Origin of the sequence: Martelella mediterranea DSM 17316, assembly GCF_002043005.1 — a bacterium.
In the GTDB taxonomy this organism is placed as follows: domain Bacteria; phylum Pseudomonadota; class Alphaproteobacteria; order Rhizobiales; family Rhizobiaceae; genus Martelella; species Martelella mediterranea.
This window is the reverse complement of the sequence record NZ_CP020330.1, coordinates 1,803,178-1,820,056: the sequence shown is the minus strand read 5'-3', so window position 1 is coordinate 1,820,056 and position 16,879 is coordinate 1,803,178. Positions and strand designations below refer to the sequence as shown.

The 16,879-nt window shown below is 61.1% G+C and carries 9 protein-coding genes and 2 pseudogenes; 5 read left to right on the top strand and 6 right to left on the bottom strand.

Features of this window, described 5'->3' with window-relative positions:
- Positions 1–19 precede the first annotated feature (19 nt).
- Positions 20–359: pseudogene (locus Mame_RS27680) on the top strand (DDE-type integrase/transposase/recombinase); the annotation flags it as partial.
- A gap of 203 nt (positions 360–562) precedes the next feature.
- Here the strand turns inward: Mame_RS27680 and Mame_RS08455 are convergent.
- The 5 genes and pseudogenes from Mame_RS08455 to Mame_RS08435 form a co-directional block, all read right to left on the bottom strand.
- Positions 563–1,801 (bottom strand): HlyD family secretion protein, encoded by a 1,239-nt coding sequence (locus tag Mame_RS08455; RefSeq protein WP_018066172.1) that lies wholly within the window; start codon positions 1,799–1,801, stop codon positions 563–565.
- The gene (locus tag Mame_RS08450; RefSeq protein WP_018066173.1) at positions 1,794–2,267 is read right to left on the bottom strand and encodes a hypothetical protein; all 474 of its coding nucleotides are present in this window, start codon (positions 2,265–2,267) and stop codon (positions 1,794–1,796) included. The genes Mame_RS08455 and Mame_RS08450 overlap by 8 nt, the downstream gene beginning before the upstream one ends.
- A 164-nt stretch (positions 2,268–2,431) precedes the next feature.
- Positions 2,432–2,647, bottom strand: a complete 216-nt coding sequence (locus Mame_RS08445; protein ID WP_018066174.1) for a hypothetical protein — start codon at positions 2,645–2,647, stop codon at positions 2,432–2,434.
- A 46-nt stretch (positions 2,648–2,693) separates the two neighbouring features.
- Positions 2,694–3,639 (bottom strand): annotated as a pseudogene (locus Mame_RS08440) (IS630 family transposase).
- A gap of 627 nt (positions 3,640–4,266) precedes the next feature.
- On the bottom strand, positions 4,267–11,154 hold the full coding sequence (locus Mame_RS08435) for an autotransporter outer membrane beta-barrel domain-containing protein (RefSeq protein WP_155122057.1): 6,888 nt from the start codon (positions 11,152–11,154) through the stop codon (positions 4,267–4,269).
- A gap of 150 nt (positions 11,155–11,304) precedes the next feature.
- Here Mame_RS08435 and Mame_RS08430 point away from each other — a divergent pair, with 150 nt between their 5' ends.
- A complete protein-coding gene (locus Mame_RS08430) occupies positions 11,305–12,480 on the top strand; it encodes a TIGR03032 family protein (RefSeq protein ID WP_018066178.1) in 1,176 nt (391 codons plus the stop codon).
- 409 nt (positions 12,481–12,889) lie between these two features.
- On the opposite strand, the gene Mame_RS08425 is transcribed toward Mame_RS08430, so the two are convergent.
- On the bottom strand, positions 12,890–13,678 hold the full coding sequence (locus Mame_RS08425; protein WP_026173707.1) for a class I SAM-dependent methyltransferase: 789 nt from the start codon (positions 13,676–13,678) through the stop codon (positions 12,890–12,892).
- A gap of 114 nt (positions 13,679–13,792) precedes the next feature.
- Here Mame_RS08425 and Mame_RS08420 point away from each other — a divergent pair, with 114 nt between their 5' ends.
- The 3 genes from Mame_RS08420 to Mame_RS08410 are packed head-to-tail and all read left to right on the top strand — an operon-like array spanning position 13,793 to position 16,755.
- Positions 13,793–14,929: an ABC transporter substrate-binding protein gene (locus tag Mame_RS08420; RefSeq protein WP_018066180.1), complete on the top strand. Its 1,137-nt coding sequence runs from the start codon at positions 13,793–13,795 to the stop codon at positions 14,927–14,929.
- 9 nt (positions 14,930–14,938) lie between these two features.
- On the top strand, positions 14,939–16,006 hold the full coding sequence (locus Mame_RS08415) for a FecCD family ABC transporter permease (protein ID WP_018066181.1): 1,068 nt from the start codon (positions 14,939–14,941) through the stop codon (positions 16,004–16,006).
- Positions 16,000–16,755 carry an ABC transporter ATP-binding protein gene (locus Mame_RS08410; protein WP_018066182.1) on the top strand — a complete coding sequence of 252 codons (756 nt, stop codon included), beginning with the start codon at positions 16,000–16,002 and terminating at the stop codon, positions 16,753–16,755. The genes Mame_RS08415 and Mame_RS08410 overlap by 7 nt, the downstream gene beginning before the upstream one ends.
- Positions 16,756–16,879 lie beyond the last annotated feature (124 nt).

The following is a 16,879-nucleotide window of genomic DNA, read 5'->3' as shown; positions in this document are numbered from 1 at the left end:
GCCGGCTTGCAGTTGCCTCCTGCGGTTCAATGTGAGCCTGCGTGACGTTGAGGAAATGTTGCGCGAGCGTGGGATCGACCTGCGATATAAGACGGTCGCCGCTGGATCGCGAGGCTCGAACCCGGATCGCCCGCAACGTGCGGCAAGGACAGGCGCCCGGGCGATGTTTGGGCATCCCGACGAGGTTGTTTTGATATGCGCTGGAGAGAGGTTCGGGCTCTGGCGCGCAGTCGATCAGCACGGCACCGTTCTTGAAGAAATATTGCAGAAGCGCCGCGACAAGAGGCGGCCAAGCGCCTGCCGGGGGCGTTCATAAAGCGCTATGGTTTTGTTCCAAACGGATCAGCACCGATAAGCTCTGAACCGCGCCGGGCTTGCCAAAGGCAAAGCGGGGCTGGCACTGCTGGCAATGATGTAGCCCGCTTTGATGCGGCGGCAACTCGCCGCCTCCAAGCATGCGCAATCTGAGCCTTCGGTAGACCGCCCATCTCTACGGGAAGGCGCTACCACGAAGCGACAGCTCCATCTTTGCAACCCTCTCTCGATGACACCCGTCGCCCGCTCAGTGGCCGCCGGAGAAAACCAGCTGGTTGACGGGCAGCATGACGACCTCCAGGCGCAGCAGCGCCGCATGCAGAATGCCGACGGTGTCGATCATGTGCAAGAGCAGGCTGTGACCGAAGCCGATGTTCGGGTCCTTGTACTTGTCGTAATTGCTCGTGTAGACATTGGCGATGCAGGCGCTGCCCGGCGGGATCGATGCGGCCTGCCCTTCATAAAGCGGACTGAGCCGCACGATGACCGTGCCTGGATTGCCGCTGCGATCATTGACATCCATCAGCGAATCCGACGGCCTGAACTGACCGGCCGCGATGACGTCCTGCACGGCATCGACAACGACCGGAATGATCTTGAACGGATCGGTGGCGCATGCCAGCTCGCCAATCATGCCGGGATGGATGACCTGTGCCGTCAATTGACCGAACCCGGCGACAAAGACACCCTCTTCCTGATCCTGGGGCACGAGGATGCCCGCGGGCCGCACGAACGGATTGACGACGTCGCCGGGACGCAGTTGAAACTGCTGGATATTGCCGGCAATACCCGCCCTGACGCTGCGCTGGTCGAGCGCGACTTCCGCCTCCTGCAACGCGGCCTCCGCGCCTGCCTTCTGGGTGGGAAGCAGGGTTTCGATGCGCGCCTCGACCGCGCGCTGATTTGCAAGGGCGACATCCAGCGCGCTCTGTTTTTCGGAAACGCTGCTCTGCAAGGCATCGATGACCCTTTGGGCCACGGCATCCGCATTTCTCTGCTGGAGGCCCAGATTGCGATCCAGCTCGATCTGGGCGTGATCAAGCGCGCTGCGCGCCTGTTCGACCGTGGCTCTCGCCGCCTCAAGTTCCTGCTCGGCAACGGCCTGCTGCGCTTCGACCTCGGCAACCTTCTCACGCGCAGCGCTTACCGCTGCCTGCTGCTGCCGGTCGTCCAGGGTGAAGATCACGTCTCCAGCCTGCACCGTATCCCCGGTTTTCACATAGACTTCGGTCACCCTGCCGGGTGTGTCCGGCAGAATCGAGACCGTGCGGAAGTAGGAGGATACGGTTGTCGACGTCGGATGGTAGAAGAAAACCGTTGTGATCAGCAGTATCGTCAGCACGGTGCAGCCGGTAATGCCCCAGCGCAATTCGTACCAGACGGTGAAGAGATTGATCTCGCGGCCGAGGCGCTTGCCCTGCTTGTAGCGACGGTAGAGAAAATCGGGCAGAATTGTAAAGAGAGAGCAGAACAGCAGCTCAAGCATGACCGTCCTCCTCCTTCTTCGGCGGCTCGTCGGGCGTTTCCACTGTGGGGGCGACATCCTCGGTCGTCAGGTCTTCGGGCTGATCCTTCTCCTCGCTTTGCGGAACGTCCGCCTCGCGCAGGTCATTGCTCTGGGCGATTCTGTGCAGCGAATGCGCTATCGAATTGACAGGCGTGAGAAAATCGGGAATGCGCACCGCCACGATCAGGAGGGCGGCAATCCAGAATATGTTATTGTGGGTGAATAGCGACAAGAGCGCGAGCACGCCGACCAGCTGCAGTTGAAAGGCGTTGCTGCTGTGGGCCATCCGTTCAGGCAGAGCATGCAGATAGAGATAGAACACACCGATCAGCACAACCCCGACAAGCGCCAGAATGATGATCCCGACCATGAGAACATCGGTCTGGCCCGGCCCTGTAATATAGAACGGCAGGTGGCCAACCTGCTCAGGTGCTTGCGTTTCCATTCCCCACCTCACTGTATCCCTTGATCCCACGGACCATGCCTTGCGAAGGCGACCGCGCGTCCCCCAGGATTCGCGCCCTCGTTTACCCTAATCGAACTGCTTCGGCCAAGCCAGCCGCCAAATGCGTTTTGTCAAGAAAGCATGTGATTTCCCGGGCATCGGGATCATATGCAGGAGATACTCAAAACCGCAGCGAAAGCCCGAAGTGGGCAATGTCGCCCGAAATTCCGCGCGCCGGCCAGCAGGTTCAGGATCGTGCTGCCCGTGCAGATCGCCGCAACCGCGCCGAGGATCATGGCGACCACAAGCGTCAGCGCCCTTAGCCGCAGGTCCGGGTCCTGTTCGCGCAGCGCCCGTCCGCTGTCCGCGATCTCGCTCAAACGGTCCGAAACTCTCCTCAGACGTATCGTATAGAGCGTTTCCCTTTCACATTGGATCGTATCCGCAGGATGTGAAGAAGTTTCGGGCCTCTTGGGGCTCGATGATGTCGATCAGTTTTCCGATCCTGTCCCAAAGGCCAGTCACGGTGCGTTCTGCCACCTTGCTCAGGAGCGCTTTCAGTTTTGAGAATGTCTTTTCTTGGGATTGAAGTCTGGACTGTAGGGCCGCAGGAACAGCATGCGCGCACCGGCAGCCTCGATCATTGCTCGCGCAGCGGGTCTCTTGTGGCTGGAAAGATCGTCGAGAATGACGACATCGCCAGGCTTCAAGGTGGGGACGAGAAACTGAGAGACATAGGCCTCGAACCATTCCCCGTTGGTCGGTCCGTCGATCACGAGCGGCGCAACCATTCCTGTGCAGCGCAGGCCCGCGACCAGCGTCGTGGTTTTGCGGTGGCCGTGAGGAAAGCCCATTCGCAGCCGCTCGCCCCTTGCGCATCGTCCATGGATGCGCGCCATGTTGGTGGCGGTCAACGTCTCGTCGATGAAGACGAGTTGAGCTGGATCGAGGTCCAGCTGTTCATCGAACCACTGCTGACGCTGTTCCAGGATGTCGGGACGGTTCTGCTCTACCGCGTGGCCAGTCTTTTTTTGCGCGTATGTCCGTGCCGGACGAGAAACCGATTCAAAGCCGATTTGCTGATCGTGATGCCTTGAGCAAAAAGCGCGTCGCGGAGCTCGAAGAAGGTCCCGTCACGATGCTCGGCGAACCACGTCATGATCGTTGCTCCATGCGTTTCGGTTTTACGAGAGTTTCGATTTCCATCGAGCGGGTCAGGCAGGACGTTACCCTGGCGCAGTTGCAGATTTCGCCAGCGGCTGACGCTTACGGCACTCACGCCAAAACGTTCGACAGCTTCCCGATGGGTCGCGCCAGCGGAAACCGCAGCAAGCACCCGAACGCGAAGATCGACAGAAAGGGCTTTCGACATATCCGCCGACCTCTATCGGCAGATAGCTTGAATCAGACCGCGCCTGATTTGCAAAACCCCAAAGATTCAATCAGTCAGGGAACCGCTCTAAGTTCATGATCGCCCATTGAATCAGGCTGTATTGCCGATGTCGGCTGAGCCTGCGTCTCGCCAAAGGGATGTTGCTGCAGCGCGACATCGTCTTTTCCTATGGGACGGTTCCGCTAACCAGGCGCATTGCAACGTTTCGTCAGCGGCTTTTCAGCGGTTGTAAAGCTTTGCATCCTTACTTTTGAAGTAAATGACAAGGTGCCCCCCAGGAACCTACACTTTCCCAGCATCAGGTCTTGGAGGGGTCAGGACCTGCGACCCTTTCGCTATGAGGCTTGGCTGCCCAGGAGATCCCAATACTCAAGCCCAAGTTTGGCTTTCGGGACCATATCCGAAGCCGTGTAGCGCAACGCAGAGGATGTCAACGGCTGGCCGCCGGTGGAGCGGCTATCCGCGCATCCCCAGCTCATCCAACTCGCCCAGCCGCCTTTGCGGTCAACAGCGTTCGCTTTCCAATTGCCCAAGCCACACCGATTGGCACGCCGTGCAACATTCCGTCCGCACCACCCTGCCGTCCCGCCCTGCGCACAGAAAGTCTCAGAACCTGTAGCCGAGGCGGAGCGATCCCGTGTGGGAGCGATAGTCCTCGGCGAAGGAGCCGTCATATTGCAGTTTCAGCTCCATGCCCTGCCGTTTGGCAAGGTCGAGGCCGAGCGTCACATGTCCCACTGTGTCCGCGATCGGGGTGAAGGTCGAGAAGCTGTCCATCGATGACAGTCCGGCAAAGCGAGATGTCGTCTCCCATTCGTCCGCCGAGATGAAGGACACGCCGAGATCGCCGTAAAACCTGGCCGGCCAGTCTTCGAGGAAGGGTATCCGGGCGCCGAACTCGATCCCCGGCGTTATGCCGAAGGCCGTGTCGGAATTGCCGTCGACCATCAGATTGAGAGCGCCCGCGCCGCTTTCGCTATAGCCATACTGCTGCATATTGATGACATCGAGATCGACCCGGGGGCGGATGTAATACTCATCGCCGAGCGCGATTTCGTAGGACGCCCGGAAACGGCCGAAGATCATCGCCGAATCCGGATTGCCGGTTGCAGTCGCCGAAAGCGTGTCGAGGTTGATATAACGCTTGGACTCGCCCCAATTGTAGCCGCCGCCGCCGACAAGGCCGAATAGCCACGGACCGACTTCCTTCTTCAACGCGACGGTGCCGACGAAGGAATCCTGATCCAGCTTTTGCGATCCACTGTCGTTGCGGAACCAGCTGCTCTCATAGGTCAATCCGGAGCCCAGGAACCAACCGTCGCTGAGCTCCTTCTGGCCGCCGATCTGCAGCCCGCCGGTGGATTGGGTGTAACCGGCGGCGTCGCCCTGGCTATCCTGGGTCGCGCCGCCGCCCAGGGCACGGCTCCACACGCACGAGCCTTCATCCATCATCACGCCCGATGCCTCGAAGGCCGGGCAGGACAGCACGCTGTTGGCGGCGCTGATCGCAGCCGAAGGCGACGACGAAAGCGGCGCGGCTGCCGTTTGCGAAACCGTTTCCAGCAACATGTCGGAGAAGGTTGCCGGCGACGACTGGTGGAAAGCGCCAAAGACCTGACCGAGCGAGATCTCGTCGGCACCGAACTTCACCTCCGTTGCCGAGCCATCCTCGATCCTGTTCCAGACCTGCTGCATTGCGGACGAGGCCTGGCTGCCATTGCGGCCAAGCGAAACGCCGTTATCGGCGAAATGGGCGCTTGCGACCGAGAACCCGGTCCAGCCGGCCGACGAGGTCGTGACATCGGTGAAGTCAAAAACCAGCGACGGCAGGATCGATAGTTCCGAACTGTCAGTGCCTGCGACCTTCAGGAATTCCGTACGCGTATTCGGCAAAAGCGCATTGCCGTTGACATCGACGCCCCAGCGACCTGCAAAGTCGCCTTGGATCACCAGCTTATCTTCGAGCCCGCTTTCCATGTCGACGTCCAGGCCGGCCAGCAGACCACCCTTGCTGGCGGTCGATGTCCGCCAGTCCAGCTTTTCGCTGCGGTGATAATAGCTGAACGGCGAGAACCCGCTCGAAAGGCCGAGGTCCGCGACATCATAGGGGCTACCCGCATCGGCTGTGCCGACACCGACGAGATCACCGGTGACCGTGGTCTCGATCGTGTTCCACTCGCCGCCGATATCCATTGTTCCGGCGTTGACGATCCCGTCGACATCGGCGATCGCGCCGGTGACGAAGGTGCCGGTGCCCTGGTTCAGGAAAAGTCTGAGGCCGGGCGCGGCGCCAAGGGTAACCGTCCCGTCCGCCGGGTTTGGCGCGGTGACGTTGCCGCCGCGCGACGAGACGACATTGCCCGACACTGTGCCCGCGTTGTCGAGAACAGCGTTGCCGCTGGCCGTGACGACGCCGTAAACCGCGCCTGCGGAAACGCCGGAAGCGCCAGTGCCGGCAATCGAACCGCCGGAGCCGACGGTGACATTGACGGTCCCGTCCTGGGTCTGCGCAAACACGCCCCAGCCCTGGGCCGAAGACACGCTGCCATCCACCGTGACCGTGACGTGGCCGTTATTCTGCGCCCCGCCATTCAGCCCACGCGAGCCGGCGTAGAGGCTGCCATTGTTCATGAAAACGCCGCCGCTGCCGGCGAGCGACTGGGCGAGGATGCCATGGGCATTCGCACCGGTTGTCTTGATGGAGGATGCGGCATCCAGCGACACCGACGCATATCCGGAGCTTTGGGCGGAGCCGCCACCGTAATTGCTGGAAGAATTGCCAGAGAGGAGTTTCAGGGGGGCGGCAAAATCGCCCACGGCGCCGCCGCCGCCGCTGATCGACTGGGCGAGAATACCGACCGCGCCGTCACCGGAGGTGACAATGGTTCCGCCGGTCAGTGTCGCCGATACATTATTGCCCGGAGCGGGCGTTTGGTCTTCCACCCAGTTCACCGAAGCGATGCTCTGGGTCGAGGCCGACAGGAAGCCGCCGCTGCCGCCGATAGACTGCGCGACGATGCCCAATGCGCGCGTCCCATCCGTCGTGATCGTGCCCTTGTGATCAACCGTCACGCTATTGCCGAATTGGGTCGATGCAGAGTCATCCACACTGGTATCCGTCCCGAGGGTAACGGAAATGACACCCGACACAGTATCATCGTTGGCGGTGGTTGCCGTGCCAAGCGCGGTGATGCCGAGTCCCCCGCCCCCGCCGACAGACTGGGCGATGACGCCGTGCGCACTGTCGCCGGCCGTCTTGAGGGTTGCGCCGTCGAGAACATGGACGTTGACCTCTGCCCCCGTTCCCCCGCCGCTGTTCTGATTTGGGGTCGAGCCCAGCCGCAGGTCGACACTGGAAACAGCAAAGCCCGACGACGTTCCAACACCGCCTCCGCCGCCAAGGGACTGCGCTACGACAGCGCTGGAAGCAAAGCCCGAGGTCGAGATGTCGCTCGCGTAGACAAGCACATCCTCGGCGCTGCCGCCCTTACCGCCGGCCATGCCAAGGGACATTTTCACATCCGGCTTGGAGGATGATGAGGAGTTGGAGGTCGCGCCCGCGCCGCCGCCGCCGCCGATCGACTGGGCGAGAATGCCGTGGGAGATGTCGCCGGTGGTGACTATCCTGCCCGATTTGACGGCGCCGCCCTTCTCGCTGATGCCGACGGACACGAAGCCGGCGGTGCCCCCGCCGCCGCCCGCGCCGGTTCCCACGCTTAGATAATTGGTCGTCGTGGTCTTGCTGCTATCGGAGTCACTCGTGTCGTCGCTCGTATCAGCGTCGTCGCTGTTTGCATTCTGCTTGGCCTTGGTATGGGTGAGCGAGGAGGTGCCGAGGCCCGCCGTTCCGCCGCCGCCGGCGATGGACTGGGCCACAATCCCGGTCGCATCGTCGCCGGCGGTCGTGATGGTGCCGGCATTCCACGCATAGACATTGCCGCCATTGCCGCCGCTGCCGCCCGTGCTGCCAAGACCAATGGTCAGCGCCCAGGATGCACTGTCATCGCCGGTCCCGCCGCCTCCGGAGCCACCGCCTCCGCCGATCGACTGGGCGACGACCCCGCGTGAGCCGAGCCCGGTCGTCATGACCGAGGCGCCGTCGGCGAGCCCGGCCTGTACCAGGAGAGGATCTTGAGCGTTTTTTCCTCCGCCGTTGCCGCCGCCGCCGTTCGTGCCGCCGACAGCGATGGTGAGTGTGCCTGACACCGAACCGTTAACAGCCGTCGCGGTGCCCTTGCCTGCGCCAGCAGCACCGCCGCCGCCGCCGATAGACTGGACCAGCATGCCATCGGCGAGCGCGCCAGATGTGGAGACTGAGCCAACAATGTGCCCGTAGGCATGGCCGCCGTAGCCGCCATTACCGCCTGCGCCGCCCAGCGGGACATCAATGTCAATATTAAAGGCCTTGCCGACGGGCTTGTTATCGTCTTTTTCGTCGCTAAGAATCTTGGGCAGAGCCTTGCTTGCGGCAGTTGCAGTGGAATCGCCGCCACTGCCGCCGCCGCCGCCGATCGACTGCACAAGAACACCCACCGCTCCATCACCGGAAGTCGAGATGGCCGACCCATCATGGACAATCGCACTGGCTGAGCCGCCATTGCCGCCATTGCCGCCCGATCCGCCATGGGCGACCGAGATGCTGAGAGACACGGTATTGCCGACCTCATCGAAGGGAACGCCTTCGGTGAGCGCCTTGGCGGTCGCCAGTCCGCCATTGCCACCGCCGCCGCCGATCGATTGCACCACCAGCGCTGCCGCATCGGTTCCGGTCGTCACCACCTTGCCGTTGGTATAGGCGAGCGCGCTGCCGCCGCTTCCGCCGCTACCGCCGCCACCGCCATGGGCAATGGAAATGCCGAGACCAGCGCTGGCGCTGGTGGATTTGGCATTGCCGCCAACGCCGCCGCCACCGCCGATCGACTGCACGAGCAGCGCCGTGCCGTGATAGCCAGCCGTCGCGATGGTCCCTGCATTGCCGAACTGGACGACCTTTGCCGTTCCGCCATTGCCGCCATTGCCGCCGGCCCCGCCGGTCGCACTGCTAATCCCGATGCCCCAGGCTGTCGCCTGACCGCCAACGCCGCCACCGCCGCCAACCGATTGCACGATGATGCCGGCCGCATAGTCGCCGCTGACGGTGATGTTGCTGCTGTCCTCGTGGTTGACAACAGCATATCCGCCATCGCCGCCAGGGCCACCAGAACCGCCGACAGCACCGAAAAGCCCTTTTTTGTTGCGGCCCTGCCCGCCGCCGCCGCCAATCGACTGGGCAACGATGCCGTGCGCTTCAGAGCCTACCGTCGTCAGATTACCGGAATTATAGACGGAGACTGTACTGCCGTTACTGCCTCCGCCAGTGTTCGAACCAGCGCCTCCAATATTTCCAATAGCCCCCTTTCCGCCATTGGCGCCGCCACCGCCGCCGATCGACTGGGCAAGGATCGCAATGCCCCCGCCAAGTTCGGTACTGTCGGAACTGCTCGCTGATGTAGTGGACGTAGCATAGCCGCCATGGGTCCAAATATCGCCACGGTTGGTAACCGTCACAGCACTAGAATGGGATGCCGCGCTCTGCCCGCCGACAGTCTGCTGGCTTTGCGAGCTCGAAATCGCATAGCCCGAGCCATAGCTGATTGTGGCCAAAGTGGCGGTTGATTGCAGCATCCCGCCACCGCCGCCGATCGACTGGGCAACAATACCGTGAGAATCGATACCATGAACATCGATCTCGCCGGTGTTTGTGACCGTTACCGCTCCGCTGGAATTGGACGCGATATTGCTATCGCCCCACTGGAAGCCACCATTGCCATCCCAGACGTACACGCCACCGCCTGCACCTGACGAGATAGCGGCAATGCCCTGCGAACGGTCGCCTTTGGTCGTGATCGAAAAATCAGTGGTGACCGAAATATTACCACCGGAGCCGCCTATGCCGTTTGCGCTCGAAGCCTGGGATGCAATCTGGCCAAGCCCACCCAATGAGGTCGCTATAATACCGCTTGAGTTGCTCCCCACAGTCGAGATGCGTCCGCCACCCTGGAGGCTGACAGACACCGAATCTGCCGCGCCTCCCTGCTTGGAAGCGTTGTAATAGTCCAGACTGGAACCGCCGTAGCTGGCAGCGAAAATTCCGGCGGACTCGTCGCCGGAGGTGCTGATACTTGTGGCTGAGGCACCATAGACATTCACATATACCTTGCCACCGTCGCCACCATTGTACCCGCCGCCCGAACCATTGGTGTTTACCGGCCCCTGCCCCCCGTAGCTGACGGCTGAAAGCGCCGCGCCGGTGCTGCGCTTGGTAAACGTCCAGTCGTCGCCGACCTCCCCGGCCGCAACTGTGGAAATCGTGCCCGAGAACGCACTGCCACTCGAACCGAGGTTCAAGGTGGCGGTACCCGCCTGCCCGCCTGTGCCGCCTTCTGCGTCGCCCCACGAAATATTGTTCGGGCTATTGCCGCCATATGACGCGACAAAAACGCCGCCGCCCGAGTCCAGGGAAGCGATGGTGCTGACATCGCCAGTGATCGTGACGGTCGCGCTATTCCCCGAACCGCCGGTCAGTGCCCAAGTAGCCCCGCCGCGACTGATGGCGACGACACCAAAGCCTTGTGCGGTAATGTCGGCCGTCGAGGTGACTGCCACGGTTCCGGCATTACCTCCAAAGGTTCCATATGCCGTACCGCCGGCGCTAACCGCATAGATGCCATGACTTGCGGCATATTCAATATCTCCGCCATTTTGTATAATGACGGTGCCTCCGTCTCCGCCAAAATACTTCTGGTAGTATTTGGGCTCTACCTCCGAGCTGAAGGAGCCGCTTCCCACTGAAACAACCCGCAACGCATCAGACTGCTTCTTATGGTAAAAGTTCGTCGAATATAGGCTTTTCGGAAATGAAATCAGCCCGTGGGATGCCCCTTCTTCGGAAACATTCAGCGTCGCGTTGTTGTTCACCGTAATGTTCAAACCGGGCTGCGCATACTTCGGGGGACGAGAATAGCCTTGCTTGTTATAGTAGGTGTACTGCGCCTGATAAAAGGTCAGGGAGCCGCCGTAAGCATATTGCGGCGTCGTCACTTTCGAAGATGATGAGATCGTGCAGTTAAAGGTCGTCGTGCTGATGGTGCTTCGATCGTTAATGTAATTGTTTGTCGACGCTGGATCACAGGACGATTGGGCATAGGCGCGCGAATAGGTGAGGCCCGCATAAAACGGCATCGGCACACCCGCCAACGTGCCGGCAAGCGCCGTTGACTGAAACAGCAAGGACGAGGCAATCCACTTTGCGCGCTTCCGCTTCAGTGTCCGCGCCTGGTGGATATCACGGGAAACCGACCCGGTCTCTTTTCTGCCCGCCATGTTTGCCACCGCTAATCCCCTCTCCGGCCTGCCTGCCCGATATCTTTCACCCCCATTAGCGATGTCTGAAGTTGCGCCAGGAATCCAGCTTCCAGGCTTCGATCCGCCAGACTTTTTTTGAACTTTTGTCAAAAATATCCGCGACTTGATTGCATTTCCGAAAACAGAATCCCTTATGCGTGTGGTTCTTGTCTGGTCTGCGCTTCTGCTGTCTATTGCTGCGAAAAGCCGGAGTGCGGCAGAAAAACCGATAAAGAAAACAAAGTGCGCCGAGACAGCTCAATGACCGCAGATGCCAACGAAGCCGATCCTTCCGCAAGCAATATCAGCGAGGGCGCAGAGGCCAATCCGGGACAGCCGACGCGCGCCGACGCGCCAGTCGTCCCCTCCGAACCGCTTGAGACGAGCGTTACCTGTTCCCGAGGCTTTCCGCAGTGGCTCGCCATGCACAACTGCTCGCTCGCCTTCACATCCTACCAGACGGGACAGCTTTTCCTGGTCGGCACCCTGCCGAACGGCTCGATGTCCCTCCACCAGCGCAATTTCGACCGTGCCATGGGGCTCATCGGCGATAGCCAGCGCCTGCTTCTTTCCGGACTTGCACAGATCTGGCGGTTCGAGAATGTGCTTGCGCCGCACGAACGGGCCAACGGTCATTTTGACAAACTCTACGTGCCGCGCCGCGGTCAGACCGTGTCGGATCTAGACGTGCACGAACTCGGCATCGACGCTGCAGGGCGTCTGATCTTCGTCAACACGAAATATTCGTGCCTGGCGACCGACAGCGTGGCGCATTCGTTCAAGCCGGTCTGGCGGCCGCCCTATATTTCTCGGCTGGCGCCGGAAGATCGCTGCCACCTGAACGGTCTTGCGATGGAAAACGGCGTGCCACGCTTTGTCACCTCGGTCTCGACCACCGATATTGTCGATGGCTGGCGCGACCATCGTCGCGATGGCGGCGTTGTCGTCGATGTCCAGACCGACGAGGTCGTCGCGGAAGGGCTCTCCATGCCGCACTCGCCGCGGCTCCACAATGGCGCGCTGTGGTTCCTCGATTCCGGCAACGGCTATCTGACGCGCCTAGACCTGCAAGCCGGGACGCGCGAACGCGTGGCCTTCTGCCCGGGTTTTCTGCGCGGACTGTCCTTCCATGACGGTCATGCCTTTGTCGGCCTCTCGCTTCCGCGTCGCGAGGGCGTCTTTGCGGGCCTCAACCTTCAGGACGAACTCGATAGCAAAAAGGCCGAAGCATGGTGCGGGCTCCAGATCGTAAACACCGCCAATGGCGATATCGTGGAATGGCTGCGGCTCGAAGGCGGGATCAAGGAACTGTTCGACGTCCGGGTTCTGCCTGGCGTGAAATGCCCGATGGCACTGCCGACCTTCGGTCCTGAACTCGCCAGCTTCATCACCATAGAAGAACCCGACCGGCCGCTCAGCGAGCGCGGGTGGCAGTGAGATGGATAACCGAAGCTGTCTGGGTGATTTTTTAGCGGCCTCTCTAATCGGCCAAAACCTCCGGTTGCTGGAGATTGCCCTCCAAAAGCATCCTGAGGACAGCGTGCAAGCTACAGGGTCTTCGATTTGTGTCTCTGGAACGGGTAGCAAACTACCGTTCGAACCTTCGCCTTGCTATTGGCGCGGGGTAGCCCTCGTGAATGGACGCCAACAAAGGTCTTGAAGGGAATTTGACTTGGGCGTCACATCGTTCTCGTTTCGCTGGCCCCAACGGGTTCGAGTCGAGTGCATGCAACAAGGTCGCTGCGCTCCGACCGTTTGCCGCGGGAATTCTTTTGACGAGCGCGTTGGCCGCAGCTCTCTGCCTCTTTTTCCGATCAGCGCGGCCAGAGCCGGCAGCGGCTCGTTCCTATCGGTTTGGCTTCTCGGCGCAGATGGCGAAGCGTTCCTGGAACATTCGGTCGAGACCGCGCATGAAAGGCATCTTGCGGGCCTGTGCCCAGTGGATATCGGTAAGTTTGCGGTCGATGACGATGTTTTCGAAGCCTGCTTCCTCCAGCAATCCGGCCACCGCGCTGGCCGGCATTTGGCCGGAGAAATAGACCCGCGTCCTGATATCACGGAGCCGCTCTGCCATATCTGTGCTAATCGGCCCCGAGTCCTCCTTGCCGGTCATGCGGGCCCAGAACGCCTGCAGGCCCTTCACCCAGGTAACCTTGCCCATATTCCCGTCGACGATCAGAACCTTTCCGCCGGGCTTGAGCAGCGAGAACCATTCGCGAAACGCTGCCGGCGGATCGACCAGCGTCCAGACCAGATGCCGGTTTGTGATCACGTCATAGGTTCCAGGTTGCTCCAGCGTGTTTTCCGCGTCTCCCGTGATGAACCGTATATCGGCCTTGCGGGTTTCCGCCTTGGCGCGTGCCAAAGCCAGCATGGTATCGGACCAGTCCAGGCCGGTGACCGAGAAGCCGAGCTCATGCAACAGATGCGAGATCACCGCCGTTCCGCAGGCAAGGTCCAGGGCGCGGCGTCCCTGGCCTTCGCCGAGATGCTTTCGAATAAGTCGCTGCCAGCCTCGTCTTTCGGCATCCGAAAAAATCTCGTGGCCGACGCTCTGATCGAAGGTTCCGGCTCTTTCCGACCAGTAGTCGCGGATTTCATCGCGGATGGAATAATTGCTCTTCAACTCGTTCATCAGGCGCTCGCGAAACTCCAACTGTTTGGAAAAGCTCTAAAACATAAAACTTGATTCAACAAGTCATGTTTTATATGCCTCAATTCATTCGTTGCGATGAGGGAGTTTTCCAGAATGAATTTGGTGAAATTGTTTGCAGGCTCAACGGTCGCCGCCGCGTCCCTGTTGCCGCTTTCTGTCTCTGCCCAGTCCTTCACGGTCGAGGACGTGGCGGGCCGTGCGGTGAGCTTCGATGCACCGGTCGAGCGCGTGATCCTCGGCGAGGGCCGGATGATCTACGGGCTGGCGCCGATCGAGAAGGAAAACCCCTTCGCGAAGGTCGTCGGATGGCGCAATGACATGTATATGAACGACAAGGGCGGCTATTCCGCCTATGTCGCGAAATTTCCCGAGGCTGCCGACATACCCTTCCTGGGTCGTCTTTCCAATGGCACGCTTTCGATCGAGACCGTTGTCGATCTTGATGCCGACGTGCTGCTTCTGCCGATCGGCGACAAGGAAGCCGCGGATGAAATCGGGCTTGAGGCGACACTGGCGGAAACCGGCACGAAGATCGTCTATATCGATTTCCGCGAGCATATTCTGAAGAATACCGAACCGAGCCTCGAAGTGCTCGGCAAGCTCTTTGGTCATGAGGAGCGCGCCGAGGCCGTCGCCGATTACTGGAACGCGCAGATGGCCCGGATCACGGACACACTGGAAGCGGCGCAACCGGAGGAGCCTGACGTCTTCATGTACCGCGCCGCCGGTCTGGTGGAGTGCTGCGGAACCTTCGGCCCGGACAATTTCGGTCTCATGGTGGACTGGGCCGGCGGCCACAATATCGGCTCTGATTTCCTGCCGGGCTATACCGGGTCCATCAATGCCGAACAGGTTCTGGCGTCCAATCCCGATGTGATCGTCATCACCGGCGCCAACTGGTCCAATACGGAGGATGCCAGCGGCTTCGTCAATGTCGGCCCGGGCTCCGCGTCCGCCGCGGAGGAGAACAGCGCGGTGTTGCAGACGCTGATGGAGCATCCGGCCTTTACCGGGTCCAAGGCGGTGGCGAACGACGACGTTCATGCGATCTGGCATCAGTTTTATACCAGCCCATACCAGTTCGTTGCCGTCCAGCAGCTTGCCAAATGGTTCCACCCCGAGCTTTTTGCCGATCTCGACCCGGACGCGACATTTGCGGAGTTCCACGAGAAATTCCTGCCGATCGATTACCAGCCGGGCTACTGGGCTGACATCAAGCCGGCGCAGTAGGCCAAAATCATGGACGCTTCGATAGACATGATCGAGGCTGAAGCCGGGGGCGCGCGGTATCGCGCCCTTGCACGCCGCAAGCTGCTGATCCTCTTCGGACTTTCGGCGCTTCTGTTTCTGTCCTTCGCGATCGACCTCGCCTGGGGGCCGGCGCGTTACGGGCTTGGCGAGGTGCTCACAGCGATCTTCAGCCCGTCATCCGTCTCCGTGCAGGTTCGCACCGTGGTCTGGGATATCCGCATGCCCGTCGCCGTCATGGCGATTGTGGTGGGCGCCGCCCTTTCGCTGGCGGGGGCGCAGATGCAGACCATCCTCGCCAATCCGCTGGCGAGCCCGTTCACGCTGGGCATTTCCGCCGCCGCAAGCTTTGGCGCGGCGCTTGGCATCGTCACCAGTATTTCGCTCGTCCCCGTCGCCGCCGGCATGCTTGTGCCCGTCAACGCCTTCATCGTGGCGCTGGCCGCAACGCTCTTCATCCACTTCGTCTCGCAACTGCGCGGCGTGACGGTGCAGACCGTGGTGCTGCTCGGCATCGCTCTCGTGTTTTCGTTCAATGCGCTTCTGGCATTCCTGCAATATCTCGCCTCCGAGCAGGCGCTTTCCGCCGTCGTGTTCTGGACCATGGGCAGCCTGACCAAGGCGACATGGCCGAAGATCTGGGTGACGCTTGCGGTTCTGGTGCTCGCCGTGCCGCTTTTCGCCCGCAACGCCTGGGCGCTGACCGCAATCAGGCTCGGCGAGGACAAGGCCGCAAGCTTCGGGATCAATGTCCGTCGCATCCGGCTTGAAACCATGCTGATCATCTCGCTGCTGGCGGCCATACCCGTCAGCTTCGTCGGCACGATCGGCTTTGTCGGGCTGGTCGGTCCGCACATCGCCCGCATGATTCTCGGCGAGGATCAGCGGTTCTTCCTGCCCGGATCGATCCTGTCGGGCGCATTGCTGCTTTCGGTCACCTCGATCGTCTCGAAATCGATCGTTCCGGGCGTGGTCTTTCCGATCGGGATCATCACCGCCCTGGTCGGCGTTCCCTTCTTCTTCTCGCTCATCATCTCCAACAGGAGCCGCTCATGGTAGCCCTGCAGCTTCAATCGGTCGGCGCCTATCACGGCCGAAAGCTCTTCGTTGAAGATGTAACAACGCCGCCGATGAGGGCTGGCGAACTGGTTGCGGTCATCGGGCCGAACGCGGCCGGGAAATCGACCCTGTTCAAACGCATCACCGGCATTCTGAAGGGCCCGGGCGAAGTGCGCGTCGAGGGCTCCAGAGCAAAGAATGCCATCAGCTACATGCCGCAGGACACATCGGCGAATGCCGTGCTGACGGTCTACGAATCGATCCTCCTTGCCCGCAAGCAGGGCAAGTCCTGGTCGGTGAGCGACGAGGACACAAGGCTGATCGACGAGATCATGCGGGCGCTCAACATCGTGTCGATCGCCTTCCGCGATCTCGGCGCGCTTTCGGGTGGACAGCGGCAACTCGTGTCGATCGCGCAGGCGCTGTCGCGCGAGCCGGACATCATGCTGATGGACGAACCGACAAGCGCGCTTGATCTCCATCGGCAGGTCGAGGTGCTGGATTTCATGCGCAGGCAGGCGCAGACGCGAGGCATGATCGTCCTGATCGCGATCCATGACCTCAATCAGGCTCTGCGCTTTGCCGACAAGGTCATCGTGATTGAGAATGGTCGCATGCGGGCCTGCGGAACGCCGCGCGACGTCGTCACCGTCGACATGCTGCGCGCCGTCTACCGGATCGAAGCCCGCATCGAGAAATGTTCCATGGACCATGACCATGTGATTGTCGATGGAACGTCGATTGCCTGAGACGCAAGAACCGGGCTGACGGGCCTGCAAGGCCAAGGAGCGGGTCGGCGACGTTCACCTGGAAGAGCTGCGCGCACCTGTCGGCATCATTGCGGCAGTCGCTGGCGACATTTCTCTCTCCGGC